26 protein-coding genes and 1 tRNA gene are annotated in these 26,330 nt (G+C 60.3%); 9 read left to right on the forward strand and 18 right to left on the reverse strand.

Features of this window, described 5'->3' with window-relative positions:
- Positions 1-108 precede the first annotated feature (108 nt).
- The 4 genes from tilS to cysS are packed head-to-tail and all read right to left on the reverse strand — an operon-like array spanning position 109 to position 4,657.
- Complete coding sequence (tilS, locus tag V8G57_RS04625) at positions 109-1,479, reverse strand: tRNA lysidine(34) synthetase TilS (RefSeq protein ID WP_342828375.1); 1,371 nt, start codon at positions 1,477-1,479, stop codon at positions 109-111.
- A gap of 50 nt (positions 1,480-1,529) precedes the next feature.
- Positions 1,530-2,504: an acetyl-CoA carboxylase carboxyltransferase subunit alpha gene (locus V8G57_RS04630; protein WP_014006318.1), complete on the reverse strand. Its 975-nt coding sequence runs from the start codon at positions 2,502-2,504 to the stop codon at positions 1,530-1,532.
- A 50-nt stretch (positions 2,505-2,554) separates the two neighbouring features.
- Positions 2,555-3,220, reverse strand: coding sequence for a DNA-3-methyladenine glycosylase family protein (locus V8G57_RS04635; protein WP_342828376.1), 666 nt, complete (start codon positions 3,218-3,220; stop codon positions 2,555-2,557).
- 15 nt (positions 3,221-3,235) lie between these two features.
- The gene (gene cysS, locus V8G57_RS04640) at positions 3,236-4,657 is read right to left on the reverse strand and encodes a cysteine--tRNA ligase (protein WP_342828377.1); all 1,422 of its coding nucleotides are present in this window, start codon (positions 4,655-4,657) and stop codon (positions 3,236-3,238) included.
- A gap of 239 nt (positions 4,658-4,896) precedes the next feature.
- On the opposite strand from cysS, the gene V8G57_RS04645 reads away from it, so the two are divergent.
- From V8G57_RS04645 to V8G57_RS04655, 3 genes are read left to right on the forward strand one after another with little or no spacing between them, the layout of a single operon-like run.
- Entirely contained in the window at positions 4,897-5,487 is a 591-nt protein-coding gene (locus V8G57_RS04645; RefSeq protein WP_342828379.1) for a peptidylprolyl isomerase, read from the forward strand.
- 47 nt (positions 5,488-5,534) lie between these two features.
- Positions 5,535-6,023 carry a peptidylprolyl isomerase gene (locus tag V8G57_RS04650; RefSeq protein ID WP_342828381.1) on the forward strand — a complete coding sequence of 163 codons (489 nt, stop codon included), beginning with the start codon at positions 5,535-5,537 and terminating at the stop codon, positions 6,021-6,023.
- A 15-nt stretch (positions 6,024-6,038) separates the two neighbouring features.
- The gene (locus V8G57_RS04655; RefSeq protein ID WP_342828383.1) at positions 6,039-6,827 is read left to right on the forward strand and encodes a UDP-2,3-diacylglucosamine diphosphatase; all 789 of its coding nucleotides are present in this window, start codon (positions 6,039-6,041) and stop codon (positions 6,825-6,827) included.
- Between the two features lie 9 nt (positions 6,828-6,836).
- Here V8G57_RS04655 and V8G57_RS04660 read toward each other — a convergent pair whose 3' ends face one another.
- From V8G57_RS04660 to rnr, 4 genes are all read right to left on the reverse strand, one after another.
- Positions 6,837-7,559, reverse strand: coding sequence for a YceH family protein (locus tag V8G57_RS04660; protein ID WP_342828384.1), 723 nt, complete (start codon positions 7,557-7,559; stop codon positions 6,837-6,839).
- A gap of 24 nt (positions 7,560-7,583) precedes the next feature.
- Positions 7,584-8,333 carry a serine O-acetyltransferase gene (cysE, locus tag V8G57_RS04665; RefSeq protein ID WP_092393683.1) on the reverse strand — a complete coding sequence of 250 codons (750 nt, stop codon included), beginning with the start codon at positions 8,331-8,333 and terminating at the stop codon, positions 7,584-7,586.
- 175 nt (positions 8,334-8,508) lie between these two features.
- Positions 8,509-9,252: a 23S rRNA (guanosine(2251)-2'-O)-methyltransferase RlmB gene (gene rlmB / locus V8G57_RS04670; RefSeq protein WP_092393686.1), complete on the reverse strand. Its 744-nt coding sequence runs from the start codon at positions 9,250-9,252 to the stop codon at positions 8,509-8,511.
- 27 nt (positions 9,253-9,279) lie between these two features.
- Positions 9,280-11,739 (reverse strand): ribonuclease R, encoded by a 2,460-nt coding sequence (rnr, locus tag V8G57_RS04675; RefSeq protein WP_342828385.1) that lies wholly within the window; start codon positions 11,737-11,739, stop codon positions 9,280-9,282.
- A gap of 145 nt (positions 11,740-11,884) precedes the next feature.
- Here rnr and V8G57_RS04680 point away from each other — a divergent pair.
- A tRNA-Leu gene (locus V8G57_RS04680) sits at positions 11,885-11,969 on the forward strand.
- A gap of 258 nt (positions 11,970-12,227) precedes the next feature.
- On the opposite strand, the gene V8G57_RS04685 is transcribed toward V8G57_RS04680, so the two are convergent.
- The gene (locus V8G57_RS04685; protein WP_342828386.1) at positions 12,228-12,863 is read right to left on the reverse strand and encodes a lytic polysaccharide monooxygenase; all 636 of its coding nucleotides are present in this window, start codon (positions 12,861-12,863) and stop codon (positions 12,228-12,230) included.
- A gap of 218 nt (positions 12,864-13,081) precedes the next feature.
- Here V8G57_RS04685 and V8G57_RS04690 point away from each other — a divergent pair, with 218 nt between their 5' ends.
- Both V8G57_RS04690 and V8G57_RS04695 read left to right on the forward strand, forming a co-directional pair.
- Complete coding sequence (locus tag V8G57_RS04690) at positions 13,082-14,386, forward strand: MASE1 domain-containing protein (protein WP_342828387.1); 1,305 nt, start codon at positions 13,082-13,084, stop codon at positions 14,384-14,386.
- Entirely contained in the window at positions 14,383-15,183 is an 801-nt protein-coding gene (locus V8G57_RS04695) for an alpha/beta hydrolase (protein WP_092393699.1), read from the forward strand. Before V8G57_RS04690 ends, V8G57_RS04695 begins: the two co-directional genes overlap by 4 nt.
- Before the next feature lie 22 nt (positions 15,184-15,205).
- On the opposite strand, the gene V8G57_RS04700 is transcribed toward V8G57_RS04695, so the two are convergent.
- Complete coding sequence (locus V8G57_RS04700) at positions 15,206-17,536, reverse strand: patatin-like phospholipase family protein (protein WP_092393702.1); 2,331 nt, start codon at positions 17,534-17,536, stop codon at positions 15,206-15,208.
- Positions 17,537-17,737: 201 nt separating this feature from the next.
- Between V8G57_RS04700 and V8G57_RS04705 the strand changes: the two genes are divergently transcribed.
- Positions 17,738-18,874 (forward strand): metallophosphoesterase, encoded by a 1,137-nt coding sequence (locus V8G57_RS04705; protein WP_342828388.1) that lies wholly within the window; start codon positions 17,738-17,740, stop codon positions 18,872-18,874.
- A gap of 3 nt (positions 18,875-18,877) precedes the next feature.
- On the opposite strand, the gene arfB is transcribed toward V8G57_RS04705, so the two are convergent.
- Positions 18,878-19,315, reverse strand: a complete 438-nt coding sequence (gene arfB, locus V8G57_RS04710) for an alternative ribosome rescue aminoacyl-tRNA hydrolase ArfB (RefSeq protein ID WP_425458228.1) — start codon at positions 19,313-19,315, stop codon at positions 18,878-18,880.
- 33 nt (positions 19,316-19,348) lie between these two features.
- The gene (locus V8G57_RS04715; RefSeq protein WP_342828390.1) at positions 19,349-20,050 is read right to left on the reverse strand and encodes a glutathione S-transferase family protein; all 702 of its coding nucleotides are present in this window, start codon (positions 20,048-20,050) and stop codon (positions 19,349-19,351) included.
- Positions 20,051-20,211: 161 nt separating this feature from the next.
- Here V8G57_RS04715 and V8G57_RS04720 point away from each other — a divergent pair, with 161 nt between their 5' ends.
- Positions 20,212-20,862: a YceI family protein gene (locus V8G57_RS04720; protein WP_342828391.1), complete on the forward strand. Its 651-nt coding sequence runs from the start codon at positions 20,212-20,214 to the stop codon at positions 20,860-20,862.
- Between the two features lie 32 nt (positions 20,863-20,894).
- Here V8G57_RS04720 and V8G57_RS04725 read toward each other — a convergent pair whose 3' ends face one another.
- Positions 20,895-22,055: a C45 family autoproteolytic acyltransferase/hydrolase gene (locus tag V8G57_RS04725; protein ID WP_342828393.1), complete on the reverse strand. Its 1,161-nt coding sequence runs from the start codon at positions 22,053-22,055 to the stop codon at positions 20,895-20,897.
- A gap of 193 nt (positions 22,056-22,248) precedes the next feature.
- Between V8G57_RS04725 and V8G57_RS04730 the strand changes: the two genes are divergently transcribed.
- Positions 22,249-23,136 carry a GntR family transcriptional regulator gene (locus V8G57_RS04730; RefSeq protein ID WP_342828395.1) on the forward strand — a complete coding sequence of 296 codons (888 nt, stop codon included), beginning with the start codon at positions 22,249-22,251 and terminating at the stop codon, positions 23,134-23,136.
- Between the two features lie 88 nt (positions 23,137-23,224).
- Here the strand turns inward: V8G57_RS04730 and V8G57_RS04735 are convergent, their stop codons facing one another.
- The 5 genes from V8G57_RS04735 to V8G57_RS04755 form a co-directional block, all read right to left on the reverse strand.
- Complete coding sequence (locus tag V8G57_RS04735) at positions 23,225-23,548, reverse strand: chaperone modulator CbpM (RefSeq protein WP_092393717.1); 324 nt, start codon at positions 23,546-23,548, stop codon at positions 23,225-23,227.
- Between the two features lie 11 nt (positions 23,549-23,559).
- Positions 23,560-24,480 carry a DnaJ C-terminal domain-containing protein gene (locus tag V8G57_RS04740; protein WP_092393720.1) on the reverse strand — a complete coding sequence of 307 codons (921 nt, stop codon included), beginning with the start codon at positions 24,478-24,480 and terminating at the stop codon, positions 23,560-23,562.
- Position 24,481: 1 nt separating this feature from the next.
- The gene (locus tag V8G57_RS04745; RefSeq protein ID WP_092393723.1) at positions 24,482-25,033 is read right to left on the reverse strand and encodes an NADPH-dependent FMN reductase; all 552 of its coding nucleotides are present in this window, start codon (positions 25,031-25,033) and stop codon (positions 24,482-24,484) included.
- A 20-nt stretch (positions 25,034-25,053) separates the two neighbouring features.
- The gene (locus V8G57_RS04750; protein WP_092393726.1) at positions 25,054-25,464 is read right to left on the reverse strand and encodes an OsmC family protein; all 411 of its coding nucleotides are present in this window, start codon (positions 25,462-25,464) and stop codon (positions 25,054-25,056) included.
- Between the two features lie 331 nt (positions 25,465-25,795).
- The gene (locus V8G57_RS04755; protein ID WP_092393729.1) at positions 25,796-26,116 is read right to left on the reverse strand and encodes an Hpt domain-containing protein; all 321 of its coding nucleotides are present in this window, start codon (positions 26,114-26,116) and stop codon (positions 25,796-25,798) included.
- Positions 26,117-26,330 lie beyond the last annotated feature (214 nt).

Here is a 26,330-nt window from a genome sequence, read left to right on the forward strand (position 1 = left end):
GCAGGCGTAGTGCAATAAAAGAAAAATCAACCCTTTACTGTACCTGCAACGCCCCATTATGACAAGTGGATTACCAGCCGAAAAGCGCGATAACGCCTATGCCTTAAATCAGATATCTTGCCAGAACGACAATTCATCAGCCTGCCAGCGCAGGCAAATATGCGGACCGGGCCCGGTCGCCAGCTGCAGGCAATCCATGCCGATGCCGGCGGCAAACAGGATTTGCTTGCCGCTGCTCACCAGAGGCAGCCGCTCGCGCTCCCAGGGCGGCACATCGAAGGCCTGGTAGTGATATTTCACGCTCTTGGTGGGGCGGTTCAGCGCCAGCTTGAGGCGCTCGCCGCCAGAACGATATTGAATCTGCAACGGTTGCGCGCGCAGCCAGTCGGCGGCGATGCCCTGCTCTGCCTGGTCGAAATGCAATACGCCGCCGAATTGCGGAAAGTGCATCTCGGCCTCGCCGTTCCAGCGAAACGCTTGCGGCTCGATCTCGGAACGGTCGGCATCGTCGCGCGGCGTCAGGAACACCCGGTTACGGTGACGGCGGATATGGCAATCGGGATGCGTTACGCATAATTGCGCATCGGCTTTTGCTTCCAGCAGCTGCTGGCGCATTTCGCTCAGCCAGGCGCTGGAAGGCATGCGCAGATGATGCAAGCCGAACCAGTAGCGCAACAGGTTGTCGATGCGCTCGCCGCTCAGCTGGCGCACCTGCTGCAGATCGAGGCAGGCGCCGTCGGCGCAGAGCGCCATGTCTTGCGCCGCCAGGTCGATCAGCAGCCGTTGCGTAGTCTGCATGTGCCCCGCACTGCGCGAGAAACGCTCCTGGAATCCAGGGAAATATTGGGCCAGCACCGGCATCACCTGCTGGCGCAATGCGTTGCGGGCATAACGCGGATCGTGGTTGGATTCGTCTTCGATATACGTCAGCTGCTGCGCCGCTGCATATTGCTCCAGCGCCGCCCGCGACACTTTGAGCAGCGGCCGCGCCATCAGCAATTGATCGTCGCCAAGCAAGGTCGGCGCCGTGTTCCAGCGATCCATGCCGGACAGGCCTGCGGCGCCGGAGCCGCGCAGCAGTTGCAGCAGCACGGTTTCGGCCTGGTCGTCCAGGTGATGCCCGGTCAACAGCAAAGGAACCTGGTGCTGGCGGCACAGATCGCCCAGCGCCGCATAACGGCTGATGCGCGCCGCCTCTTCCACGCCGCTCTTGTCGCTATGGCGCAATTCGATGCGGCGCGTATCGAACGCCACATCGAGCGCAGCGCAGGCCGCGGCACAATGGGCTTGCCACTGGTCTGCGTTGGGACTGATGCCGTGATGGATATGGAAAGCGAACAGCTTGACGCCGTGCGCGGCGGCGTACTGTGCCGCCGCATGCAGCAGGACGCTGGAATCCAGTCCGCCGCTATAGGCCACAGCCAGCCGCACCGGCTGCTGCGAGACAGTTGCGGGGAACGCTTGCGCGATTCCCGCCAACGTGTTTTCTAAGTACGCACTGATACTTGTAGTAGATGAATTCGACACGCCTATTCTGCAGCCAGCACTTCCTTGAATTTACCGTAACTCATCAGTTTTTCATGGCGTGCGTTCAGCAGGTCCTTGGTCTTGACGCCCTGGAACTGGCGCAGCGTATCGGCCAGCGCGCGCTTGAGCAAGGAAGCCATCTGTTTCGGATCGCGATGGGCGCCGCCCAACGGTTCGCTGACGATCTTGTCGATCAGGCCGACGGCTTTCAGGCGATGCGCGGTCAGGCCGAGGGCATCGGCGGCATCGGCGGCGCGTTCGGCGGTTTTCCACAGGATGGAGGCGCAACCTTCAGGCGAAATCACCGAATACGTCGCGTACTGCAGCATCAGGACGGCATCGCCGACGGCAATCGCCAAGGCGCCGCCAGAGCCGCCTTCGCCGATGATGGTGGCGATCAGCGGCACTTTCAGCTCAGCCATCGCGTACAGGTTGTGGCCGATGGCTTCCGACTGCCCGCGCTCTTCGGCGTCGATGCCGGGAAAGGCGCCAGGCGTATCGACAAAGGTGAAAATCGGCAAGCCGAACTTTTCCGCGACTTTCATCAGGCGCAAGGCTTTGCGATAACCTTCCGGCTTGGGCATGCCGAAATTGCGCAAGGCGCGCTCTTTGGTGTCGCGCCCTTTCTGATGGCCGATCACCATGCAAGCCTGGCCGTTGAAGCGCGCCAGGCCGCCGACTATCGACTGGTCGTCGGCATAGGTGCGGTCGCCATGCAGCTCGTGGAAATCGGTGAATATTTCATTCACATAGTCCATGGTGTAAGGACGCTGCGGATGCCGTGAAATCTGCGAAACCTGCCAAGGCGTCAACTTTGCGTAGATGTCCTTGGTCAATTGCTGGCTTTTTTTCGACAAGCGGTCGATTTCTTCCGAAATGTCCACCGCCGAATCGTCCTGGACGAAACGCAGCTCTTCGATCTTGGCATCTAACTCGGCGATCGGTTGTTCGAAGCCGAGGAATGTTGTTTTACTCATATTATTCCCTTGATTAAACCATCATTACCGAACAAATTATTGATAAATCATCACTCGGCAATGACTTGATATTCTGCAGACATCGCATCCAGGCTACGCCATAGATACCAGGTCGCCACGGTGCGCCATGGCTCCCAATTGGCCGACACTTCGCGCGCATCGCTGCGCGAAACCGGCTCTCCTGAAAAATAATTGACACTAATGCCCTTAAGCAATCCTAAATCATCCAAAGGCAAAATATTAGGCCGGAGCAAATTAAATATCAAAAACATCTCCGCTGTCCAGCGCCCGATGCCGCGGATCTGGGTCAGGTCGGCGATGACATCCTCGTCTTCCATCTCCATCCACTGCTCGGCATTGACCCGTTTTGCCTTGAAATGGTCGGCCAGGTCAAGAATATAGTCGGCTTTACGCTTAGACAGGCCGCAAGCGGCAAGTTGCTCGGGGCCGGCTTTCAACACTTGGGCCGGGGTCGTCTTCGGACAGACTAACAGAAATTTCTGCCATACAGATTCCGCTGCCTTGACCGATATCTGCTGGCCCACCACCGAACGCGCCAGCGTGGTGAACGCCTCGCCGCGGCCAACCAGGTGCAGGTCGCCGAACTGCGGAATCAGCTTACGCATGATACGGTCACGCTTCATCAGCTCGGTCTTGGCGTCTTCCCAATACGAAGGCACGAAAAGCCTGGAGTCGACCGCTGTCGCTTTTTCCATACGCATATGTTTACGTTACGCCCTTCGCCATTCGGTTTGACCGCCGGGCTTATCTTCCAGCAAGATGCCTTCGGCCAGCAGTTCCTTGCGAATCAGGTCTGCTGTCGAAAAATCCTTGGCCATTTTTGCCTCTTGACGAGCTTGAATTTTGAGTAGGATATCTTGCTCTGACAAAGCGGCCAGCGCAATGCCATTTCCGACAACTTCATTGCCGGCGAGTGCGCGGCCTTTCAAAAAATCTTCAGGAGCACGCTGCAAGAAACCCAGCACGCCGGCCAGGCCTTTCAGCTGGCGAGCCGCTGTTTGCGAGCGGTTCTTGTTGACCTCGTTGGCCAGGTCGAACAAGGCGGAGATCGCCATGGGCGTATTAAAATCGTCGTCCATGGCTTGCGCCACGCGCACCGCATGGGCCTCGCTCCAGTCCAGCGGCAAGGCGTCGGCCGCCACTTCTTTCAGCGCGGTGTACAGGCGGGTCAGTGCTTGCTTGGCATCGTCCAGGTTGCTGTCGGCGTAATTCAGCGGGCTGCGATAGTGCGCGCGCAGGATGAAGAAGCGCACCACTTCCGCATCGTATTTTTTCAGGACGTCGCGGATCGTGAAAAAATTTCCCAAAGACTTCGACATCTTTTCGTCATCGATACGCACAAAGCCGTTGTGCATCCAGTAGTTGACGAACTGGTGGCCGTGCGCGCCCTCCGATTGGGCGATTTCATTTTCGTGGTGCGGGAACTGCAAATCCTGGCCGCCGCCGTGGATGTCGAACTGCTGCCCCAGCAATTGCTCGGCCATCGCCGAGCATTCGATATGCCAGCCCGGCCGGCCCTGGCCCCAGCGCGAGTTCCATTTGACTTCTTCCGGCTCGCTTTCCTTCGACGCTTTCCACAATACGAAGTCGAGCGGATCGCGCTTGCCGAGGTTGACGTCGACGCGCTCGCCGGCGCGCAGGTCGTCGAGCGACTTGCCCGACAGCTTGCCGTAGCCGGCAAAATCACGCACCGAATAATTGACGTCGCCGTCGCGGCCCTGGTAAGCCAGGCCTTTATGTTCAAGTTTTTCGATCAAGGCCAGCATCTGCGGCACGAACGCGGTGGCGCGCGGCTCGTGGTCCGGCTTTTGCACGCCAAGCGCAGCCGCGTCCTCGTCCATGGCCTGGACGAAACGGCCGGTCAGCTGCGAGATGGTTTCGCCATTTTCCACGGCGCGCTTGATGATCTTGTCGTCGATGTCGGTGATGTTGCGCACGTAGGTAACGTCCAGGCCCGACTGGCGCAGCCAGCGCTGCACCATGTCGAACACCACCATCACCCGTCCATGACCAAGATGGCAATAGTCGTAAACCGTCATGCCGCAGACATACATGCGGACCTTGCCTGGTTCGATTGGAGAAAACGGCTGCTTCTCACGCGCCAGCGTGTTATATATTTTCAGGTCGCTCATGGGAAGTTACTGCCTACCGACAGAAATAAGGCACAGAATTAAAGCACAGAAATATTGCACGCCGTTTTACCCATTCGCGCACTTGCGGTGCGGACATCAGTACAACTGAATCGCCAAAACTCTTTTGCAGTGTTTAGTTTGATAAAATGTTGCTTTTCGCCGCAGTATATCATTACTGAAAAGCGAAATTACACCACATGAGACATGAAAGCGGTACCACTTACATGAAGGATTTTTTTATGCCAGCATCTCTTAGACTGTCCCGCCGCACGTTCACCCTGGCGTTGACTTCGGCATTGACGGCTGCCTGTTTCCTGGGCAGCCCGTCGTTAGCCGGCGCCGCAGACAAGCCCCATGTCTTGTTAAAGACCAACATGGGCGACATCGTCATCGAACTCAATCCGGAAAAGGCGCCAAAGACAGTCAAGAATTTCCTGGGCTATGTAAACAGCGGCCACTATAACGGCACCGTGTTCCACCGCGTCATCGAGAATTTCATGATCCAGGGCGGCGGCATGACCAAGGACATGGTGGAGAAACCGGCGTCGAACAAGGTAGAAAACGAAGCCAAGAACGGCCTCAAGAACGTACCTTACAGCATCGCCATGGCGCGCACCGCGGATCCGCAATCGGCCGGCGCGCAATTCTTCATCAATACCAACAACAATGAATTCCTCAACTACCCGGGCCGCGACGGCTGGGGTTACGCGGTATTCGGCCAGGTCATCAAGGGCACCGACGTAGTCGACAAGATCAAGAAGGTCAAGACCGCCTACCAAGACGTGCCGACCACGCCGGTCATCATCGAATCGGCTACAGTAACCAAATAATTCCCGTTTTTGTCCTTCCCATTTTCAACCATCTGATAGGAAACACCATGGCAGTCCTCCTCACTACCAACCACGGCAAGATCAAGATCGAACTCGACGCGGAAAAAGCGCCGAAGAGCGTCGAAAATTTCCTGGCCTATGTCAATGCCGGTCATTACAACGGCACCATTTTCCACCGCGTGATCCCTGGCTTCATGGTGCAAGGCGGCGGTTTCGAGCCAGGCATGAAACAGAAGCCAACCAAGGATACGATCGAAAACGAAGCCAAGAACGGCCTCAAGAACGAACCTTACACGCTGGCGATGGCCCGCACTTCGGCGCCGCACTCGGCCTCCGCGCAGTTTTTCATCAACGTCAAGAACAACAGTTTCCTTGACTATCCAGGCCAGGACGGCTGGGGCTATTGTGTATTCGGCAAAGTAGTCGAAGGCACCGACATCGTCGACGCCATCGAAAAAGTCAAGACCGGCCGCTCCGGCATGTTTGCCGATGTGCCGGCGGACGACGTCATCATCGAAAAAGCTGAAGTCGTTTAATCCAGACTCCTTCTCATGACAGCCTCAGTCTCAAACAAGCCAGGCGCCGTTCAGGCGCTGTTCATCTCAGACCTGCACCTGCAGGCAGCGCACCCGCGCACCACCCAAGCCTTCGTGGATTTCCTGCAGGAACAGGCAAAGCGGGCGCCGCAACTGTATCTGCTGGGAGACTTGTTCGAGTACTGGGCTGGCGATGACGACCTGGAAACGCCGTACAACCGCGGAATTGCCGAAGCAATCCGGCAAGTCAGCGATAGCGGCGTCCAGGTTTTCTGGATTGCAGGCAATCGCGATTTCCTGGTGGGCGACAGCTTCGCGCAAGCGGCCGGCATGACCATGCTGCCGGACCCGTCCGTCATCACCGTGGGCGGCCGGCGCCTGGCGATCGCCCATGGCGACGCCCAGTGTACCGACGACCTGGCTTACATGGAATTTCGCGCGCAAGTACGGCAACCGCAATGGCAAGCGCAGTTCCTCGCTCTGCCGCTGGCGCAGCGCAAGGCGATCATCGCCGGCGTACGCAAGGAAAGCCAGGAAGAACAGCGCCACAAAACGATGGAAATCATGGACGTCAATCAGGCAGCGATCGATGCCCTGTTTGACAGCACCGCCACCGACACCCTGATCCACGGCCATACCCACAGGCCCGCACACCACCTCTCAGGCGAAGGCGAGACCGCCCGCAGCCGCTACGTACTGCCGGACTGGGAATACGACGTCAAGGCGCAACGAGGCGGCTGGATCGCAATCGATGCGGACGGCGCGATCCGGCGTTTTGGCCATGACGGCCAGGAACTCGCCTAATCAAACCGCTTAATCAAACTGCCGCTTGAATTCGGCAAACTGCGCCGATAAATCATCCATTTGCCGCCGCAAGCCGGCAACCTCGTCTTCCAGCTGGGCGATCCGGTCCTGGCTGGCGCTTTTCACCACCGAGGCGCTGCCTGACATCGCATCCGCTATTGCCTGCTGCTCCAGCAGCGCTTCACCCGCCAGCAAGTGCGCGTAGCGCGATTCCTTGGTGCCGGGCGCTTTCGCCAGGCGCGCCACCAGCGGCGGATATTTGTCGGCCAGGAACTGCAAAGCCGTTTCGACCTCTCCCACCGAACCGAATTCATGCAGCCTGCCGCTACGGCTGCGCAACTCGCCCGCGGTCTGGATCCCGCGCAGCATCAAGATCGTCAACACCGCCAGCTTGTCCTGCTCCAACAGCCACTTGACGCGCATCCGGTGTTCATACTTGGCAACCCGGGCGCCGGCCTGGTTGACTTCGACCACCAGCTTGCGCTGCATCAGGCGCTGCAAGATATCCAGCACAGTCGATTCGGCGATAGCCATGACCGGATCCCGGCTCGACAGCTGGTTGCAGCCATTGGTCAAGGTATTCAGGGACAAGGGATAGTTGTCCGGCGTCAGCGCCTCTTTCTCGGCCAGGACCGCCAGTACGCGAACTTCAAACTGGTCGAGGAATTCATCGGCTGCGCCCTCAACGATCGGTACGTCGCCAGCCGGGATACCGCTCACTTCCTGATTCATTACTCTGCCTCCTGGCGCGCCGCCTTATTCGACCAGCTTGTTGAGCTGGTCCGGATCAAATTTCTCTAGTTCAGGCAAGCCTTCGCAGGCAATGCCCGACTTCTTCAGCAAGGCGATGATGCGTTCTATCTGATGCTCCTGCGCGGCGGCGTTGTCGATCAAGCCGTGCAAAGCCTTGGACAAGGGATCGTCGCCGTTGGGGGTAACGCCGTAGGCGGCAAACATGCGCGCCGCGGCCTCATCCTTGCCGCCGCTGCTTTCTTTCTGGACGATGCGCGCGGGATTGCCGACCGCGGTCGCTCCCGGCGGCACTTCCTTGACCACCACCGCGTTGGAGCCGACCTTGGCGCCCTCGCCCACCGTGAAGCCGCCCAGCACCTTGGCGCCGGCGCCGATGATGGCGCCGCGCGCCAGGGTCGGATGGCGCTTGGCGCCCTTGTTCAGCGAAGTGCCGCCGAGGGTGACGCCCTGGTATATCGTGCAGTCGTCGCCGACTTCAGCAGTTTCGCCGATCACCACGCCGAAGCCGTGGTCGATGAATACCCGCCGGCCTATGGTTGCGCCGGGATGGATTTCAATCCCGGTAAAAGTACGCGCCACCTGCGAAATGAAACGGCCTGGCCATTTGAAGCCGTTGTGCCAGCAATGATGCGCCCAGCGGTGCAGGATGATGGCGTGCAGGCCTGGATAGCAAGTCAGCACTTCCCACTGGGTGCGTGCGGCGGGATCACGCGCCATGATGTTGGCAATGTCTTCACGAATGCGGCTGAACATAAGGGTGTCGGATGTATGCGGAGGCGTAATGTTATTCCAAATTGCGCCTGCCGTCTTTTGCTGCGAAAGTCGGGGAAACCGATGAACCGGTTTCAGGCCGGACTGGGAACATCCGAATCGCCGCCACGCAGGACAGACCGGCGGCGTGATTCAGAATGGATAAGGCAGATTGGGATCAACAACCCTTGACCATGCGCTGGCGGCGGGCTTCGTACAGGCAGACGCCAGACGCCACCGACACGTTCAGGCTTTCAACCGAACCGAACATCGGCACGTTGACCAGCACGTCGCAGGTTTCGCGCGTCAGGCGGCGCATGCCCTCGCCTTCGGAACCCATGACCAGCGCTGCCGGCCCGGAAAAATCGGCTTCGTACAAACCCTTTTCGCCGTCTTCGCTGGTGCCGATCAGCCAGATTTCACGTTCTTTCAGCTCGCGCAAGGTGCGCGCCAGGTTGGTCACGGTAATGTAAGGCACGGTTTCGGCGGCGCCGCTGGCCACCTTGGCGGCGGTCGCATTCAAGCCTACCGCGCGGTCCTTCGGTGCAATCACGGCATGGGCGCCGGCGCCGTCGGCTACCCGCAGGCAAGCGCCCAGGTTGTGCGGATCGGTGATGCCGTCCAGCACCAGCAGCAGCGGCGGACCGACGATCGCATCCAGCAGTTCATCCAGGTTGCGCGCCAGCGACAGCTCGCCGGCTTTTGCCACCACGCCTTGATGGCGGCGAGTGCCGACAATATTCGACAAGCGCGCATCATCCACCGGGATCACACGCACGCCGGCTGCCTTGGCGGCATTCAGCAGGTCTTGCATGCGGCGGTCGACGCGGCCGGCATCCACATAAATCTCTTCCACCGACGATGCTTCATGACGCAGACGCGCGGTGACGGCGTGAAAGCCGAAAATCATTTTACTTTTCATATTCTCAGAATCTATCTATCAATCGATCTATCTTTTACGCTTGCTCGATTTTGTGAAGGCTTTTGGCGCGCGCGTTTTTTCTGCGACGCTGGCGGTCTTGGCCTTCTTGGCCTTGCCAGGGGCGGTGGTCTTGGCCGCAGTCGTGACGCGGCTGCCGGTCTTTTTCGGCGGCGCAGCCTTGCCGCCGGCCTTGGGTTTGGCGCCCCGGCCCTGCTCGCTGTCGGCACGCCGGGCTTCATTCTTGAGCACGGTCTTGATGCCTGGCTCGTTGACCAGGCGCAGGTCGATCTTGCGTGCATCCAGGTCAACCCGGCTCACCTGTACCGTGACCCGGTCGGTCAATTGATAGCGGATGCCGGTGCGTTCGCCGCGCAATTCGTGGCGCGCTTCGTCGTACTGGAAATAATCCGCACCCAGTTCGGTGACATGCACCAGGCCCTCGATGTACAAAGCGTCGAGCTGGACAAAAATGCCGAAAGTGGCGACACCGGAAATCACGCCGGTGAATTCTTCGCCCAGCTTGTCGCGGATGAAATAGCACTTGAGCCATGCCTCGACATCGCGCGACGCTTCATCGGCACGCCGCTCATTGGCGGAACAATGGACGCCAAGCGCTTCCCATACCGCCAGGCTGCCTTCGTTTCTTTTCTTGCCCGCCGCCTTGTCTTCCGCCTGTTTCTTGCGGCCGGCCGGCGACAGCATGGTGTTCAGCGAACTGGTGTCGAAACCCTTGGGTTCGTAACGCTTGCCTTGCAGGATCGCCTTGATGGTGCGGTGGGTCAGCAAATCGGGATAGCGCCGGATCGGGCTGGTGAAATGCGCATACGATTCATACGACAAACCGAAGTGGCCGATGTTTTCCGGGCTGTAGACTGCCTGCTGCATGGAACGCAGCAACATGGTCTGCAGCAGCAAGGCATCCGGCCGCGCCTTGATCTTCGGCATCAGGGCGGCATAGTCGGAAGCAGACGGCGTGTCGCCGCCGGCCAGCGTCAGGCCGACCTGCTTGAGGAAGGTGCGCAGTATGGTCAGCTTTTCCTTGGTCGGATGAGCATGGATGCGGAACAGTCCCGGATGCTTGTGGCGTTCCATCAGGTCGGCGGCGCAGACGTTGGCCGCCAGCATGCACTCTTCAATCACCTTGTGTGCATCGTTGCGGGTGCGCGGCAGGATTTTTTCAATCTTGCCGGCGGCGTTGCAGACGATGTAAGTCTCGGTGGTTTCGAAATCGATGGCGCCGCGCGCCTGGCGCGCCTGCAGCAAGGCGTGGAACACTTCATACAGGTGCAGCAGGTGCGGCACCAGGCCGGGCCGCTTGGCGGCTTCCGGACCCTTGGTGTTGCCCAGGATGGCCGCCACTTCGGTGTACGTCAGGCGTGCCGCCGAATGGATGACCGCAGGATAGAACTGGTAAGCCTTGATCTCGCCCTTGGCGCTGATCACCGCATCGCATACCAGGGTCAGGCGGTCGACGTCGGGGTTGAGCGAGCACAGGCCGTTGGAGAGTTTCTCCGGCAGCATCGGGATCACGCGGCGCGGGAAATATACCGAGGTGCTGCGCTCCAGCGCATCGACATCCAGGGCATCGTTAGGCTTGACGTAATGGCTGACGTCGGCGATCGCCACGATCAGGCGGTAGCCGTTGGCGCGGCCGATCTTGATCGGTTCGCAATACACGGCGTCATCGAAGTCGCGTGCGTCTTCGCCGTCAATCGTCACCAGCGGCACGTCGCGCAGGTCGACGCGGTCGCCCAGGTCGGCGGCCCGCACTTCGCCTGGCAGCTTGGCGGCCAGTTTCTTGGCGGCTTCGGAAAATTCGTGCGGCACGCCGTATTTGCGCACCGCAATTTCGATCTCCATGCCGGGATCGTCGATATCGCCCAGGATTTCGACAATCTTGCCCACCGGCTGGGTATAACGCGAAGGCTGTTCAGTAAGCTGGACACTTACCACCTGCCCGGCCTTGGCCTTGCCCGGCGAACCCGCCAGGATGATGTCCTGGCCGATGCGCTTGTCTTCGGGAGCAATCACCCAGACCCCGTTTTCATTCAGCAAACGGCCGATCACATGGGTATTCGCCCGCGCCACCACCTCGACGATCGTCCCTTCGGGACGGCCGCGGCGGTCGGTGCCGATGATGCGCGCCTGCACCCGGTCGCCATGCAGCACTTTCTGCATTTCCTTTTCCGGCAGGAAAACGTCGTCGCCGCCCTCGTCCGAGATCAGGAAGCCGTAACCGTCGCGGTGGCTGCTGACGCGGCCTTCGATAAAACCGGGAGAGTTGGTCAGCTTGTAGACGCCGCTGCGGTCGGGCTTGATCTGGCCGTCGCGTTCCATGGCATTCAGGCGGCGCGTCAAACCGTCCATTTCATCAGGTTTGACGCTAAGCGCGGTAGCCAGGGCGGCGGCGTTTTGCGGCTCGGCGGAGGTGCGCAGAAGGCCGAGAATTTCCTCCCGGCTAGGGATAGTGTAGGAATATTGGCTCAAAAGGCTATTTTCAACAGGTTGTTATTCATCATGGGTTAGTGTAACGGAGGATTATGACATTCTCCTAACCAAGCAATTTATATCTACATATCGTTATGACTAGGTTGACTTATTCCTGCATTAGCTTATAATCTCGCTCTCTCAAGCCCACGTGGCGGAATTGGTAGACGCGCATGGTTCAGGTCCATGTGCCGCAAGGTGTGGGGGTTCGAGTCCCTCCGTGGGCACCATATACCATAGACCAGGCCTTCGTTAGCAAGCACGAAGGCCTGGCTCTCCGCAAAATTCCCAGTATTTCACCGAGCTGATCCGGGTACTTGGTGGATATCAGCATTGGCCGGGCATCGCGGCGCGCCATCAACGCAAACACGATGCATATTATCAGCAAATTGCCTTAGTCCAGGCGCGACGAGTCCCGAGCGGGCATCGACTCGCCATGGCTGTTCCAACCCGGGTTTGAAACGGGCGGCGCTGCCGCCCTCTTTGTTTTACTTGAACGGATTGAGCAGCACTTTCTGCGGATTCACCGCGGCTGCGGCCGGGATTTCGGCATCGATCACCTGATAGAAGGCATTGCCGGTATCGGCGATATTCCACGTGCTCAAGATCACGTGGTAGCCGCTGCGGCCCGCCGGAATGGTGCAACTGTGCTTCACGTGGGTATTGCTGGCCGGCGCGAAGCCGCCCTTGATGATGCAGAACGGCTGCAGCTCGAAAGAATCGCGGCTCAGCTTCTGGTTCGGGTTCCAGCCTTGCCTGGTGATGTAGTAGCGCCAGTCCTGCGTCATGTGGCCGGCGGCAAAATACCAGCTGAATTCATTCTGCCCAGCCTTCAACGCCACTTTTTTCCAACGCCCCTGGGTTTGCATGTTCAGCTCCGCAAACTGCGGCAGGCTGGCGGCCGCGATAACGCCGTCAGCCGGCCCCGCGGCCGGGAATCCCTTTGGTCCTTCGACGCTCTGCGGTTCATATTGCACCGCGCCGCAAGCAGCATTCTCTTGCGTCTTGCACATGAACGCGCGCGATTTGGGCGCATCGATGTAGCCGTGCGCCTGTGCCAGCAGCGGCGTCGTCAGCGCCAGCAATAAAGTGAACCGGGACGAGCAAAACAATGCTTTTTTCATCGGACCTCCAGAGATGTAAGGCTTCAGGTAAGAGGAAAGGCCGCCAGCCGATCGATTCTCTGACCAAGCCCTGCCGTCGCGTAACTGTCAATCTTGACAGCCGCGCTCCGGCTCTTGCCTTCGACCAAATTCTTTCCAGATTCACCATATAATGAGCGACCTCTTGCCCGCCGTGTTTTTCAGATCGCAAGAACGTCAACGCCATAAGGATATCCATCGTGAAACTGACCAACCAGACTGTCATAGCATTGCTGTGGGGCTTGCTCTACCTGGTCACCGGCTACATGTCGCATCAGCTCAACGGCCCGATTGCGACCACCGGCTATATCTGGCTGCCGGCCGGCGTCACCGTCGCTGCATTCATGCTGACCCCGACTTCGCGCTGGCTGCCTTTGCTGATAGGTTTCGCACTGGCGCAGCTGCTGCTGGGCGTTATCGAAGAACGCAACCTGCTGCGCGTGGCGCTGTTCGCCCTGGATGAAATCGGCATCGCCGCGATCGTGGTGGCGCTGGTGCGCAAGGCGCAGCTGCCGATGGAAGGTTTGTATTTCGTACGCGGCCTGCTGATCGCCGGCGTCGCCTGCAGCGCGGTCAGCGCCGCGATCGGCGCAGCCTGGTTCACGCTGGTGCAGCACGCGCCGTTCTGGCCCACGGCGCGCGTCTGGGCCGCGTCCGACCTGGTCGGCATCCTGATCGTCACGCCGGTGCTGGCCGGCTGGTCGCGTTTCCATGCCATGCGTTCGGGCGGCATGGACCGCAGCGATTTCCTGCTGGGATTGGCGGCATTCCTGGCCCTGGGGGTAACGGCTTTCGTGATTTTCGACGGCACCAGCATCAGCAGATTTTCGGCCGGCGTCAATTTTGCGCTGACCTACATCCCGCTGTTTTTCGCTGCCGTAGTCACCTTGCTGTGGGGCGGCCGCGGCGGCTCGCTGGCGGTTGCCATGCTGGCTTTCTTTGCCTTGCTCAACACGGTGCAGGGCGAAGGACCGTTCGCAGCATTTGCCGATACCTATTCCAAGCATTCGCTGCTGGAGGCCCAGCTGTACCTTGCCGTCGCCGCCCTGCTCTGCCTGCTGATCAGCGCCCTCAAGACTACCCGCGAACAATTGCACGAAGACGCCGCGCAATGGAAAAGCGACGTCGAACTGGCGCTGACCGTCAGCCGGCAACTGGTCTACAGCATCGATCCGCACAGCAAAAAACTATGCTGGAACGGCGACCTGCAAGGATTGCTGGGCATCGGCAACGCCGCTTTCAGCGACCTCGACCAGGTGCTGGCGCATGTCCATCCCGACGACCGCCAGCAATTGCGCAGCCGCTGGCTGGACGACAGTGACGACGACGCCCGCCCCGACCTCGCTTTCCGCCTGCTGCTGCCGGCGGGAGAAGTCAGCCATGTGAGCGACATGAGCGCAGTGCTGCTGGATGCCGACGAATCGGTCGCGATGGTGGCCGGCGCCTGGCGCCTCCACCTCAAGGAGGACGCGCGGCAACGGGGCCAAGGGCCGGTTGTCATATGAGTGTTCGCACCGGCGCCCTGCTGATTCACGGCCTGGGCGGCACCCAATTCGACCTTGGCTCGATGCACAAGGTGCTGCAGCGCGCCGGCGTGGAAACCCACGCCGTCACGCTGCCCGGCCACGGCAGCCAGCCGGAAGACCTGGTGCCGGTCAGCTACGAGGATTGGCTGGATACGGTCACCGCCAGCTACCGCGAGCTGGCGCCGCAATACGACACCTTCCATGTAATGGGCATGTGCCTGGGTTCGCTGCTGGCGCTGGCCTTGTGCGAACGGGTGCAGCACAGCAAGGGCAAGCTGGTGACCCTGGCGCCGCCGGTCTTCATCGATGGCTGGTCAACTCCCTGGTACCGCCAGCTGCGGCACCTGGTGTACTGCATTCCCGGCATGGCCAGCAGGATGAAAGTGGAAGAAGACGAACCGTTCGGCATCAAGAACGCCACGGTGCGTGCCATCGTCAAGGCCAAGTTTGCGCGCGGCGACAATTTCCATTATCGCTGGGTGCCGCTGGCTTGCATCCGCCAGGTCGACCGCCTGCGCAAGAAGGTATTGGCCGGGGCGCAGCGGATTACCTGTCCGACGCTGGTGGTGCATGCGCGCGAAGATGAACTGACCAGCCTGAAATCGGCTGAATTCCTGCAGGCGGCGCTGCCGGATGTACGCGTGGTGGTGCTGGAAAACAGCTACCACATGATTTGTATCGACAATGACCGGGAACAGGTCACCAACAGCGTGCTGGAATTTTTCGGCTACCCGCCGGTGCCGCCGCGGCGGGTGCGCGGCGCCGACAAGGCTTGATGCGCGCCATGCGCCGGCGGTCCTAGAATACGCGACCCAGTTGCAGGTACAGGTTCCAGACGCCGCGCGGCGCGATTGCGGCGCCGAAATACAGGGGGCCAAGGAAGCTGCTGCCGCCCAGGAACATGCTCGCGCTTTTCTTGTAGGATCCGGTGCCGAACGCCTCGCGCGTCTGCCAGATGTCGCCCATTTCCAGGCTGCTGCCGAGCACGGTATTGCGTAGGCCAGGCAGGTTCAGTTCGGGCATGTCCCGCAGGTAGGTCAACCGGCCATACAGCAGGTAGTTGCCGTTGAACTGGTCTGGAGCGTAGGCCGACAGGTGTTGAAAACCTCCCAATGAAAAACCGAGGCCGCCGTTGCCGGTAGCGTCGTTCGTCTCGTTGCCATAGGTGCCGGCCGCCTCCAGCGCCAGGTTCAGCGTATTGCGGCCGCGGCTGGCCGCCCACAATGCCTTGCCCTGCGCATCGCTATAACTGTTCGCGGCGCCGCCGAATCCGACATTGCTGACTGCGGACAGGTAGTAACCTTTGCGCGGAAACAGCGGGTCATCGAGCTGGTCGATAGTGAGCTGAGCACGGACCACCGGCTGGTTTATCTGAAATTTATCGAAAATGGAGTCGACACCGATCAGATGTGCAAATTCGACCGGCAGGTTATATGCAGGAGCGGCAGACAGCCACTGATAATTCACGCCGGCGCGAAACTCTCCCAGCCGTCCGACCGGGATGCCAAGGTCGACGCCGACCCTGGTTGTATCAACCCGGTAGGCAGTCACCGGAACAGTTTTTGAAGTGACCGCGCCTTCATCCGCATAAAGGTCGATGTGACGGCGTCCGTATTCAGCGTACGGAGCGACATACAGGCCCACCGTATTCCATATAGGTTGCCGCAGTTCTGTGTGCAGGCTTGCCTGCTTGCTGCCCAGCACGGCATCGTTGCGCCACTCCAGGCCGCTTTCGGTCAGCCACGGCAAGCGATGGCCGATCTGCAGGTTGAAGTCGCCGCGTCCGTCAAAATTGTTCGACACGCCCAAACCGAACAGCAGGAAGTGCGGCCCCCAAGATTTTGCATCGGCATCCACTTTCAGCACGTTGCGGCCGTTCTCGCTCACCAGTTCCTGCGTCACGCTTTTGAAATCGCCGTTGGTCGCCAGCCGCGCCACATCCTTGTTCAGCGCCACCGGATTGTAGAAATCCCCTTCCTTGACTTCCAGCGCCCGGCGCACCACCGCCGTCGGCACCCGACCGTTGCTATGGATTTCAATCGCATCGATATGGGTATCTTGCGCCAGCACCGGACCGCCGCCGCTGCGCGCCGCAAGATATTCTTTCCATTGCTGCGGCGGCAGCGCCAGCGCGGCCAGCTTGGCGCTTTGCCGCTCGGCCGCATCGTAGCCGGCCTTGACGCCATCCTTGCCGCGCGAAAAATCGGCAAACGACAGGTCGCCCAGGTTCGGTTCGATCAGCACATCTTGTTTCTTGAGTGTGTCGATCTCATGCTTGACGTTCTGCTGGATCAGGATGGTCACCATCTGCTGCGCCACCGCGGTCGGCGATTCGAGGGTGGAAGGATCTTGCAGGTCGGTGGCGATATTGACCGCGATGATGATGTCGGCGCCCATGCTGCGCGCCAGCGATATCGGCAAATTGCCCACCAGGCCGCCATCCACCAGCGTGCGGCCATCCAGCTTGAGCGGCGCGAACAGGCCCGGCACCGCCATGCTGGCGCGGATTGCGCGCGGCAGCGAACCCTGGCTCAGGATCACTTCAGCGCCGCTGCCGAGATCGGTCGCCACGGCACGGAACGGCGTCGGCAGCTTGTCGAACGAAATATTCGCCGGCAGCTGCGGGGTCCAGTTCTGCAGCAGCGCCAGCAGGTTATTACCCTGCACCAGGCCGGCCGGCAGCTTCAGCTTGCCGTCGCCGTAGCCGGCCGACAGGCCGATAGGATATTGATAATCGTCCTCGCGCTGGGATTGCGGCAGGTCCGCGCGTTCATTGCGGTCAAACGCAATATCGCTCAGGTTGGTCTCGGTCAGGATGCGGTCCAGTTCATCGACCGACAGCCCGCTCGCATACAAGCCGCCGACCACCGCCCCCATGCTTGTGGCGGCAACATAATCAATAGGAATATGCATTTTTTCCAGCGCCTGCAGCACGCCCAGGTGGGCATAACCGCGGGCGCCGCCGCCGGACAGCACCAGGCCGATGCGCGGCCGGGCCGGGCTGGCGCTATCGGCAACGGCCGCGGCGGCCGATGCCGGTCCCGCATACGCAAGCCCCGACAGCAGCCCAGCTAAACAGACAGTACAAAACAGGCGGGAAATGACAGGATTTCGCTTCAAAAGGGGCATAACTAACGGAAAAGCACCAAATATTGGTGATTGTTAAAGAATGAATTGCCCGATTATATTGGAATAAGCCGGCTGCTTCCCGAATACATCTCGCGCTTTATATAAGCTCCCGCCTATTGAAGCCGGCGCCCGCGCCCTAATATGGACAGCAAGCAAGTCACCGCTCGTTGCCCCCCATTCATTTTTCTCACAGGTTTCCCCATGCCATCGCGCTTCGCCATCGTGCTTGTTCTGTTCTTGCTGGGCGTGCTGCATGCGCTGATCGGCTTGCTCCTGATGCCGGCGCTGTCCGCCATCCCGTTCTTGCAAGTATTGCTAGGCGGCTGGCTGCTGCTATCGTTTTTACTGATCCCCGCCGGCATGCTGGCCAGGGGCATACGAAGCCAGCCGCTGTCCGACCGGCTGGCGTGGGGCGGCATGCTGGCCATGGGGATCTTTTCATCGCTGCTGCTGGCAACCCTGCTGCGCGAACTGGGCTTGTGGCTGTCGCCCCTGTTCAAGCTGGACCACGAACAATTCGCATTCTGGAGCGCGCTTGCCGTGCTGGCGCTGGCCGCGGTTTCAAGCCTGGTTGGGTTTTTCAATGCGCGCCGCCTGGCGGCGGTAGTCGATGTCGACATTCCGATCAGCGGCTTGCCGGCCGCCTTGCACGGCTACAGCATCGTGCAGATCAGCGACATCCATGTCGGCCCGACCATCAAGCACAATTACCTGGACGCCATCGTCGGCAAGGTCAACGCCCTCCAGCCGGACCTGATCGCGGTCACCGGCGACCTGGTCGACGGCAGCGTGCGGGAACTGTCGGCGCACACGGCGCCGCTGGCCAAGCTGCGCTCTCGCCACGGCGCCTACTTCGTCACCGGCAACCACGAGTATTATTCGAACGCGCCGGAATGGGTGGCAGAGGTGCGCCGGCTTGGACTGACCGTGCTCATGAACCAGCACGTCGTCATCCGGCACCAGGGCGCATCGCTGCTGGTGGCCGGCGTCACCGACTACAGCGCCCATCACTTTGACGAAGCCGAACGCAGCGATCCGCATGCGGCGCTGGCCGGCAGTCCGCCCGGCGTGGCGCTGAAACTGCTGCTGGCGCATCAGCCGCGTTCGGCGGCCGCGGCCGCCGATGCCGGCTTTGACCTGCAGTTGTCCGGCCATACCCATGGCGGCCAGTTCTTCCCCTGGAATCTGTTCGTGCCTTTGCAGCAGCCTTATACGGCCGGCCTCAACCGCTTGCGCAACCTGTGGGTGTATACCAGCCGCGGCACCGGCTACTGGGGGCCGCCAAAGCGGCTGTTTGCGCCATCTGAAATTACCCGCCTGCGCCTGATGCCGGCATAAGGATCAAAGATCGACCTTGCCGCGCATGGCTTTGTCCTTGCCGCGCCGGGTCTTGCTGTCGACCCGCTTGAGCTGGGAACTGCGGCTGGGCGCGGTTGGCCGCCGCTTCTTGGGAATCACGGTCACGCTCAGCAGCAGCTCCTGCAGGCGCAACAGGGCTTCGCCCTTGTTCTTTTCCTGGCTGCGCGACTGTTGCGCCTTGAGGACCAGCACGCCGTCCTTGGTAATCCGCTGGTCGTTCAGTGCCAGCAGCTTTTCCTGGTAGAACTCCGGCAGCGACGATGCGCGGATGTCGAACCGCAGATGTATCGCCGACGAGACCTTGTTCACATTCTGGCCGCCCGGGCCCTGGGCGCGGACGGCGCTGATCTCGACCTCACTGAGCGGAATCGCGAGTGAATCGGTGATATGCAGCAGCTTGTCGTCGTTACGCGTAAACATGCGCGATATTATGGCACGCTACGCCGTTCGGCTTCACTTTGAAGGTGCGCTGCGCAGATCCTCCAGGATGGTCCCTGCCGCCTTGGCTTCGGCTTCATGGCCAGGTTCGCGCCACGATTCCGCCAAAGCCTCTGCCTGCCATTGCCGCATCGCCGGCAAATCGAGCAGACGCACTGCATAAGCATGCGCTGCGGGGCCTAGCTTGAGGTTGTAAGTCTGGATGCGGAAAGCCACCGGCGCAAAGAAGGCGTCGACAGCGCTGAAATTCGCCCCCGCCAGGAACGGCCCGCCGAAACGCTCCAGGCCCTCGTTCCACAATTCATCCAGCCGCGCGATATCCGACTTGAGCGCTTCCGGCGAATGCTCAATGCGCACCCGGATGCCGCAGTTCATCGTGCAGTGTTCACGCAAGGCGCCGAAACCGGAATGCATCTCGGCGGCGGCGCAGCGCGCCCAGCTCCTGGCTTGCGGATTGCTGGGCCAAACGCCTTCATGGCGCTCGGCCAGGTATTCGACTATCCCGAGCGAATCCCAGACAACCGTGCCGCCGTCGTTCAGCGCCGGCACTTTGCCGGTCGGCGAAAAACTGCGGAACGTATCCCAGTTGGAGCCGGGAAGTCCATCGGCAAACGGCACCACGTGTTCCTTGAACGCCAAACCAAGCTCGCGCATCAGCACCCATGGACGCAGCGACCAGGAAGAATAGTTTTTATTGGCGATATACAGTTCATACATGATGTCTGACGCTCCGGTGTAAGTTGTGATGGTTAAAACGCAATCAACTGCATAGGATATCGCTGCATTCTCAAATTGCAGCCGCAGTTGCAGAGTGGCATTTTAAATGCTTTCAGACAAGAATAGCCACGAAGCTGTAGCGTATCGATATCGACTGATGCATGATGCCTGTAGCCACTGACCATTTACCCAAGACCATGACGCCGTCCATCGCAAAACCATCTGCAATCCTGCCCGCCACCCGGCTGCTGCTGCGCGCTGCGCTGCTGCCGCTGGCATTCAGCGCCGGCGTGTGCAGCGCCGCCGATCGCTACCTGATCGACCCCGAGCATACTTTTTCCTATTTCGAGTACAGCCACTGGGGCTTGTCGACGCAGCGCAGCCGCTTCGACCGTACTTCCGGTTCGATTGAAATCGACCTGGCCAGCCACAGCGGCAGCATAGACATCGAGATCGACGCGGCCTCGGTCAGCACCGGCAGCGACGGCTTCAACCAGATCATGCGCTCAGGCGATTTCTTCGACGCCGCCAACTATCCCAAGATCAGCTTCACATCGTCCAGCCTGCATTTTGAAGAACAGCAGCTGACGCAAATCGAGGGCGACCTGACGATCAAGGGCATCACGCATCCGGTAACGCTGGAGATCAGCAATTTCAATTGCCGCTTCATGCTCATTTACGGCAAACAAGCCTGCGGCGCCAACGGCTCCGCCAAGATCCTGCGCAGCGACTACAAGCTTGGACGCTATGTCCCCTTTGTCAGCGATGCGGTGACGCTGCATGTCAGCGTTGAGGCCATCAAGGAATACTGACGCCGCTACGCCGGCCGACCGGCCGCGTCTGGCTATAAGCGGTATTCGACGAAAGCGTGCGGCTGATGTGGTTTGCGCGCTATCCACATGGCGCCGCCGGCGGCGTCGATCAGGGTCGTCACGGCTGTGGCGGGCCGGGCATCGGCATTTTCACCATCGGGTTTGCGAAAAGCGCCGCCGAGATCGGGGAAATCGTCCGCCAGCACCTTCTTTGCCATTGCCCAGCTGATTTTTCCCGGGCCTTGGTTGATGGCTTGCAGCAGCGTCGTCTCCACCCGCTGCTGGCGATATAAGGAATCCGGGTTGACGGCCAGCCCCTGCCCGTTCAGCCTGCTGCGCGCAACCGGGCACAGCCAGTGATTGGCATGGACCAGCAAGCCGTGCTGCGGCGTCAGCCAGAAAATTTCATCCGGCGCGCATTCCAGACTGACCGCATCGCCGACATGCTGGCTGTCGGCGCTGACCCGGGCCTGGGCCAGCATCAGGTTCCCGGAACAAAAGCGGCGCGTCTGCCAAAGCAGTTTCATGGCCGCGCCCATGCTGGGCGCTTCCAGCATCTTGCGCCGCACCAGCACCAGCGGCACGCCGGCCATCAGGCGGTAATCGCGGTCGGAGCCCAGGAAACCGCCCGTCAGGGACACACCGGCACTGTTGAAGCCGTGCCGCGCCAGGCTGCCGGCACCGGTAAACATGAGCAGGTCGGGCTCGTCCTGGCTGCCGCCACGCCTGATCCGCAAGACGATGCCGGTATCTAGGCACTCTTCCCGCCAGTCCGAACTGTGGGCGTGCATCAGGCGCCCGCTTTCTGCATTTTCCGGCAATACCGCCAGGCTGGCGCAGCGGTCGTCCAGCTCCTGGCATATCGCCGATAGCTCGCCTTGACCAAACAACAGTTCGGTACGGCAGTTGATGAGGATGACGTCCTCCAGCGGCACTCCGGCGCCATCGGCAATGCCTTGCATTTCCTCCAGGTAGTCGCGATCGAAGCGCTCGATTGCCGGCAGCATTCCCAGCGCCAGCACGTTCTGGCGTTCGGCGCAGACGTTGTGCCGCGCCAGTTGCCGGCGATACAGGCTGGCGCTGCGCGCGATGCGCTCGGGCACCGCCGCGCCGTGCTGCCGGCCGCGCTGATAGGGCGAGCCGCAGGTATCTACCTGCGGGAAGGGCTCAATCGGGATCGCCTTGCCGTCCATATACAAACCTCCAAAATTGTTTAATCGACAATTTCAAAGTATATTGTATTAACTTTTTGATAAAATCAATTCAATGTTACCTTTTAAGATTAATCTTATCCGTTGCATGCGTATATGTCGCTTGCCCTGCAGTTTACTCATATGATATTAATCATTTAACATTGAGCGAATGTAAACCTAACCGCGGCACAGAATGAGCAAAACGACAAAACCCAGCCGTCCCAGCCCATTGCAGCTCGACCTGGCAAACCGGCTGATCCAGCAGATCACGACCGGCGAACTGCCGGCCGGAACCCATCTCACCGAAGAAGGCCTGGCCAGCCAGTTCGACGTCTCGCGGACGCCTGTCAAGGCGGCGTTGCGCCTGGTTGCGGAGCAAGAGCTGCTGGAGTATCACGTCAACAGCGGCTACTTCGTCAGCAGCAACGCCCGGCCCGAAACGGCCGCGGAAATGGTGGTCGGCGGCATCAGCGGCGACACCCTGTATCTGCGCCTGATCGACGACCGCGCCAGCAACCTGCTGCCGGACACCATGACCGAGACGGATTTCCTGGAGCGCTACGCGGTGCCGCGCAGCCTGTTGAGGGGAACCCTGGTGCGCATGGCGGCTGACGGCCTGATCGAGAAACGCCGCGGCCAGGGCTGGAACTTCCCGTCGACGATAGGCTCGCCGGAACTGATGGCCGAGAGCTACCAGTTCCGGATCATGGTGGAGTGCGGCGGGCTGCTGGAGAGCACGTTCAAGGTTGACGCCGCCCAGCTGCAGAACAGCCGCCTGGCGCATGAAAAATTATTGCAGAAGGCGCCGGCCGATTATTCGGCCAGCGCATTTTTTGCTCTCAACGCCGCTTTCCACGAAATGCTGGCGCGTTTCTCCAACAACCGTTTCGTGCTGCAGGCGGTGCAGCAGCAAAACCAGCTCCGGCGCGTCAGCGAACATATCGCATTTCAGCGCAATCCACGCCAGATCGATTCATGCAAGGAACATCTGCAAATCATCCAGGCGCTGGAAAACGGCAACCGGGAATGGGCGTCCGCCCTGATGCGGCATCATCTCGGCATCGCCCGCGACATCAAGTAATGAAATGGCGATGTATTTATGACAAAAAAAGATCAACACTATTGCACGGGCACACCGCACGGAAAATCCGCCGCATGCGCCTGATGCGCTAACTCAGATGCGGCAGCTTGGCATCCATTGCCGCCAGCCGCGCTTCCAGCGCATGTATCCTTTGCAATAGATTGAGCGCCATCGCTACGCCGTGCGTATCGAGCTCGAAATCGTCGCGCAGGCGGCGCGCCGTCCTGGCCAGCACGATGGTCTGCGCGCGGAACACGTAAGCCGGAGCGGAATCCCGGTCCGGTTCGATGGCGCCGATCGCCACCAGTTCGGCCAGCTCGTCGTGGCTAAGGCCGGAAAATTCCGCCAGCTCATCCAGCGAACACAACGCAATGTCGTTTAACCAAACGGCTTCTACTAGCAGAGCAGTCATTGGCGTCCCTCCTAATTAAGATGCTGGCGCGGATTGAATGTCGATTCGGCAGCAAGCTGTTCGAACAGTTCGCGCTCGCGCGCGGCGGGCGCCGGCGGCACTTCTATCCTTACCACCGCATACAGGTTGCCCGATTCGCCGCTGGCGGACGGCAGGCCGCGCTTGGCCAGGCGGAACTGGCGGTTGGCGGCGGTACCGGCGGGAACATTCAATTCCACCTTGCCGCCAAGCGTCGGCACCTGCACTACCGCGCCCAGCACGGCTTCCCACGGCGTCAGCGGCAAATCGAAATACAGGTCCTTGCCGGTAACCCGGTACAGGGGATGCGGGATCAGCTTCATCATCACATACAGGTCGCCATGCTTGCCGCCGTCGCGGCCCTGCCCGCCCTTGCCTGACAAGCGCAGGCGCTGGCCGTCTTCCGCGCCTTTCGGTATGCGGACCCGGAAGGTGCGCGGCACCCGGTGCAATTTGCCGTGCTCATCGTATTCAGGCATGCTCAGCCGGACATCGGTTTCACCGCCGTCGTAAATCTGCTCCAGCGTGATGGGGGTATTGACTTCATAGTCCTCGCCCCTGCTCGGCCGCGGCCGGCCGCCCTGGCGCGAGGCGGCAAAAGCGGCCAGGATGTCGGCCATGTCGACATCGCCAAAGGAAGTTCCGCCATCGCTGAATCCCTGCTGCCAGGCATGCGGCGGCTCAACGTTTTCACCGGGCTGGTGGCTGCCCAGCTGGTCGTAGGCGGCGCGCTTTTCCGTATCCTTCAGAGTCGAATATGCTTCCGCGATATCCTTGAATTTTTCTTCCCCGGCCGGATCCTTGGAGACATCCGGATGGTATTTGTGCGCCAGCTTGCGATAAGCCTGCTTGATTTCGGCGGCGCTGGCCGTGCGTTCGACGCCAAGGGCGCTGTAATAGTCTTTGAATTTCATTTCAGTTTTTCAGAAACTCGACAAAATTCCGGTTGAATTCCCTGAGCTGTTCGCGCACCTGCTCATCGACCAGCTCACCGTTTTCGTTAAATGCCTTGCCGGCGTGCGACACCATCAGCCGGCCGCCGAACCAAGGCTGCATGCCCAGCGTGCGCAATACCGGCAGCCAGGCGTTCTGCGACAGGACGGTGCCGAAGCCGCCAGGCGAAGCGCCGATCACCGCTACCCGGCGGCCGCGAAAAATGCGGGCGCTGTCGGCCGGCGGCCGGGACAGCCAGTCGAGCGCGTTCTTGAACACGCCCGGCATCGAATTATTGTATTCCGGCGTCACCAGCAGCAGCGCATCGGCCACCGCGATCTGTTCTTTCAGCAGCGCCACCGCCGGCGGGATGCCCTCGGCCTGTTCCAGGTCGGCGTCATACAGCGGAATCCCTTTGATGGTGCCGATCTCCAGCGCCGAACCGGCCGGCATCAGCTCGGCTGCCGCACGCAGCAAGGCAGCGTTCAGCGAACCGCTGCGCAGGCTGCCGGCCACTCCGACGATCTTTGACATGCGTTTCTCCTCAGGATGGGTCAAGCGTGCGGCTCAAGCCGAGCCGGATTCAAGGTGGTCAGGATTTCCGTACCTTGCCTGATGGTCTTGGTGACCGGCGTCTTCTCGCAGATTTCCCCCAGCCGGCCGATCTGTTCCGGGCTGAGCGAGGCGCCAAAGGCGACCGTGCGATCGATCCTTTCCCGTCCTTGCTCGTCGCGCGAAAAGCGCAGCCGCACATCGATCAGGCCGAGCTCCCACTGTTTGCGGTCGGCGTACATGCGCAAAGTCAGGGAGGTGCAGGCTGCCAGTCCGGCCAGCAGCAGTTCATAGGGCGCCGGGCCGCTGTCGGTACCGCCGTTGTCGAGCGGTTCATCGGCCTGCAGCTGGTGCGACCGGGCCTGGATTTGCTGGACATAGCCAGTGCTGCTTTGTAGATGTACAGACGCCATGAGCTCTCCATATCAAGTTGGGATTTGATATAGAGACTATAGCCGTTTTAGAGGATAGCGATGCTGCTAGGGCCTGTTAACATTTGATTTGGGAGTGCGAACGCGCGGCAGGCGTTACAGGCCTAGGCGTAACGACGCGACGTAGCGGTGCTACGGCAAGGAGTTACAACAACGGCATGTGACGCCTGCAGCCGTTCCCGGAGGGTTCCCACCAAAACGTGCGCTGGCTGCGTTGCATGGCTTGCTGGGGCACCAGCCCCAGCTACGCCACGCGCCTTGCCAGCACACGTTTTGGTGGGAACGCATCTCCCAAATCAAATGTTATCAGGCCCTAAAGCAGTTCAACCTGGCGACGCAAGGCGAGGCAGGCCGCAGCCAGCTGTGCATGATCGACGGCCAGTCCCGTATTCAGGACGGCTTCGATATGCAGCGTGGCGTCGACCATCGCTGTCATGCGGAAAATCATGGCCGCTCCCTTCAGCCGGTGCACCGTCTGCTGCATGGCACAGTAGTCGCCGCTTGCCAGCGCTTGCTCGATGCTGGCCAGGTCTTGCCTGGCGCTGGCCACGAACAGATCGTCAAGCCCGAGCTCGGATTCGTCCAAAGGCAATAGCGGATCTGGCGGAAGCTGCCTACCCTTGCTCTTGTTCATTTCGTCCACTTCCAGTGTTATCCCGAGATACCGCGATGACTGCCTGCATCGGTTGCAGGACAAGGCACGCGACCCTGCATTCACCGTTTTGCCGTCAGATGAACAGAGATAGCCTAGATTTGGAGCTTAATTGCAGCAATGCCAAACTTATATATTTCACAATCGTTAACATTGGGTAACAACAAATCGCCGGTCATATCCACAAAAACCGGCG

Origin of the sequence: Collimonas rhizosphaerae, assembly GCF_038896935.1 — a bacterium.
In the GTDB taxonomy this organism is placed as follows: domain Bacteria; phylum Pseudomonadota; class Gammaproteobacteria; order Burkholderiales; family Burkholderiaceae_D; genus Collimonas; species Collimonas rhizosphaerae.

What these genes read in the sequence shown, in the direction of transcription:
- V8G57_RS04660 (WP_342828384.1), bottom strand. Translation starts at nt 7,559, where the DNA reads ATGAATCAGGAAGTGAGCGGTATCCCGGCTGGCGACGTACCGATCGTT.
- arfB (WP_425458228.1), bottom strand. Translation starts at nt 19,315, where the DNA reads ATGTTTACGCGTAACGACGACAAGCTGCTGCATATCACCGATTCACTC.
- V8G57_RS04725 (WP_342828393.1), bottom strand. Translation starts at nt 22,055, where the DNA reads ATGGACGGCAAGGCGATCCCGATTGAGCCCTTCCCGCAGGTAGATACC.
- V8G57_RS04700 (WP_092393702.1), bottom strand. Translation starts at nt 17,536, where the DNA reads ATGCCCCTTTTGAAGCGAAATCCTGTCATTTCCCGCCTGTTTTGTACT.
- V8G57_RS04745 (WP_092393723.1), bottom strand. Translation starts at nt 25,033, where the DNA reads ATGTCAAAGATCGTCGGAGTGGCCGGCAGCCTGCGCAGCGGTTCGCTG.
- V8G57_RS04740 (WP_092393720.1), bottom strand. Translation starts at nt 24,480, where the DNA reads ATGAAATTCAAAGACTATTACAGCGCCCTTGGCGTCGAACGCACGGCC.
- cysE (WP_092393683.1), bottom strand. Translation starts at nt 8,333, where the DNA reads ATGTTCAGCCGCATTCGTGAAGACATTGCCAACATCATGGCGCGTGAT.
- V8G57_RS04630 (WP_014006318.1), bottom strand. Translation starts at nt 2,504, where the DNA reads ATGAGTAAAACAACATTCCTCGGCTTCGAACAACCGATCGCCGAGTTA.
- V8G57_RS04685 (WP_342828386.1), bottom strand. Translation starts at nt 12,863, where the DNA reads ATGAAAAAAGCATTGTTTTGCTCGTCCCGGTTCACTTTATTGCTGGCG.
- V8G57_RS04750 (WP_092393726.1), bottom strand. Translation starts at nt 25,464, where the DNA reads ATGGCGTCTGTACATCTACAAAGCAGCACTGGCTATGTCCAGCAAATC.
- V8G57_RS04635 (WP_342828376.1), bottom strand. Translation starts at nt 3,220, where the DNA reads ATGGAAAAAGCGACAGCGGTCGACTCCAGGCTTTTCGTGCCTTCGTAT.
- V8G57_RS04730 (WP_342828395.1), top strand. Translation starts at nt 22,249, where the DNA reads ATGAGCAAAACGACAAAACCCAGCCGTCCCAGCCCATTGCAGCTCGAC.
- cysS (WP_342828377.1), bottom strand. Translation starts at nt 4,657, where the DNA reads ATGAGCGACCTGAAAATATATAACACGCTGGCGCGTGAGAAGCAGCCG.
- V8G57_RS04735 (WP_092393717.1), bottom strand. Translation starts at nt 23,548, where the DNA reads ATGACTGCTCTGCTAGTAGAAGCCGTTTGGTTAAACGACATTGCGTTG.
- V8G57_RS04650 (WP_342828381.1), top strand. Translation starts at nt 5,535, where the DNA reads ATGGCAGTCCTCCTCACTACCAACCACGGCAAGATCAAGATCGAACTC.
- V8G57_RS04695 (WP_092393699.1), top strand. Translation starts at nt 14,383, where the DNA reads ATGAGTGTTCGCACCGGCGCCCTGCTGATTCACGGCCTGGGCGGCACC.
- V8G57_RS04655 (WP_342828383.1), top strand. Translation starts at nt 6,039, where the DNA reads ATGACAGCCTCAGTCTCAAACAAGCCAGGCGCCGTTCAGGCGCTGTTC.
- V8G57_RS04715 (WP_342828390.1), bottom strand. Translation starts at nt 20,050, where the DNA reads ATGTATGAACTGTATATCGCCAATAAAAACTATTCTTCCTGGTCGCTG.
- V8G57_RS04705 (WP_342828388.1), top strand. Translation starts at nt 17,738, where the DNA reads ATGCCATCGCGCTTCGCCATCGTGCTTGTTCTGTTCTTGCTGGGCGTG.
- V8G57_RS04755 (WP_092393729.1), bottom strand. Translation starts at nt 26,116, where the DNA reads ATGAACAAGAGCAAGGGTAGGCAGCTTCCGCCAGATCCGCTATTGCCT.
- V8G57_RS04720 (WP_342828391.1), top strand. Translation starts at nt 20,212, where the DNA reads ATGATGCCTGTAGCCACTGACCATTTACCCAAGACCATGACGCCGTCC.
- V8G57_RS04645 (WP_342828379.1), top strand. Translation starts at nt 4,897, where the DNA reads ATGCCAGCATCTCTTAGACTGTCCCGCCGCACGTTCACCCTGGCGTTG.
- rlmB (WP_092393686.1), bottom strand. Translation starts at nt 9,252, where the DNA reads ATGAAAAGTAAAATGATTTTCGGCTTTCACGCCGTCACCGCGCGTCTG.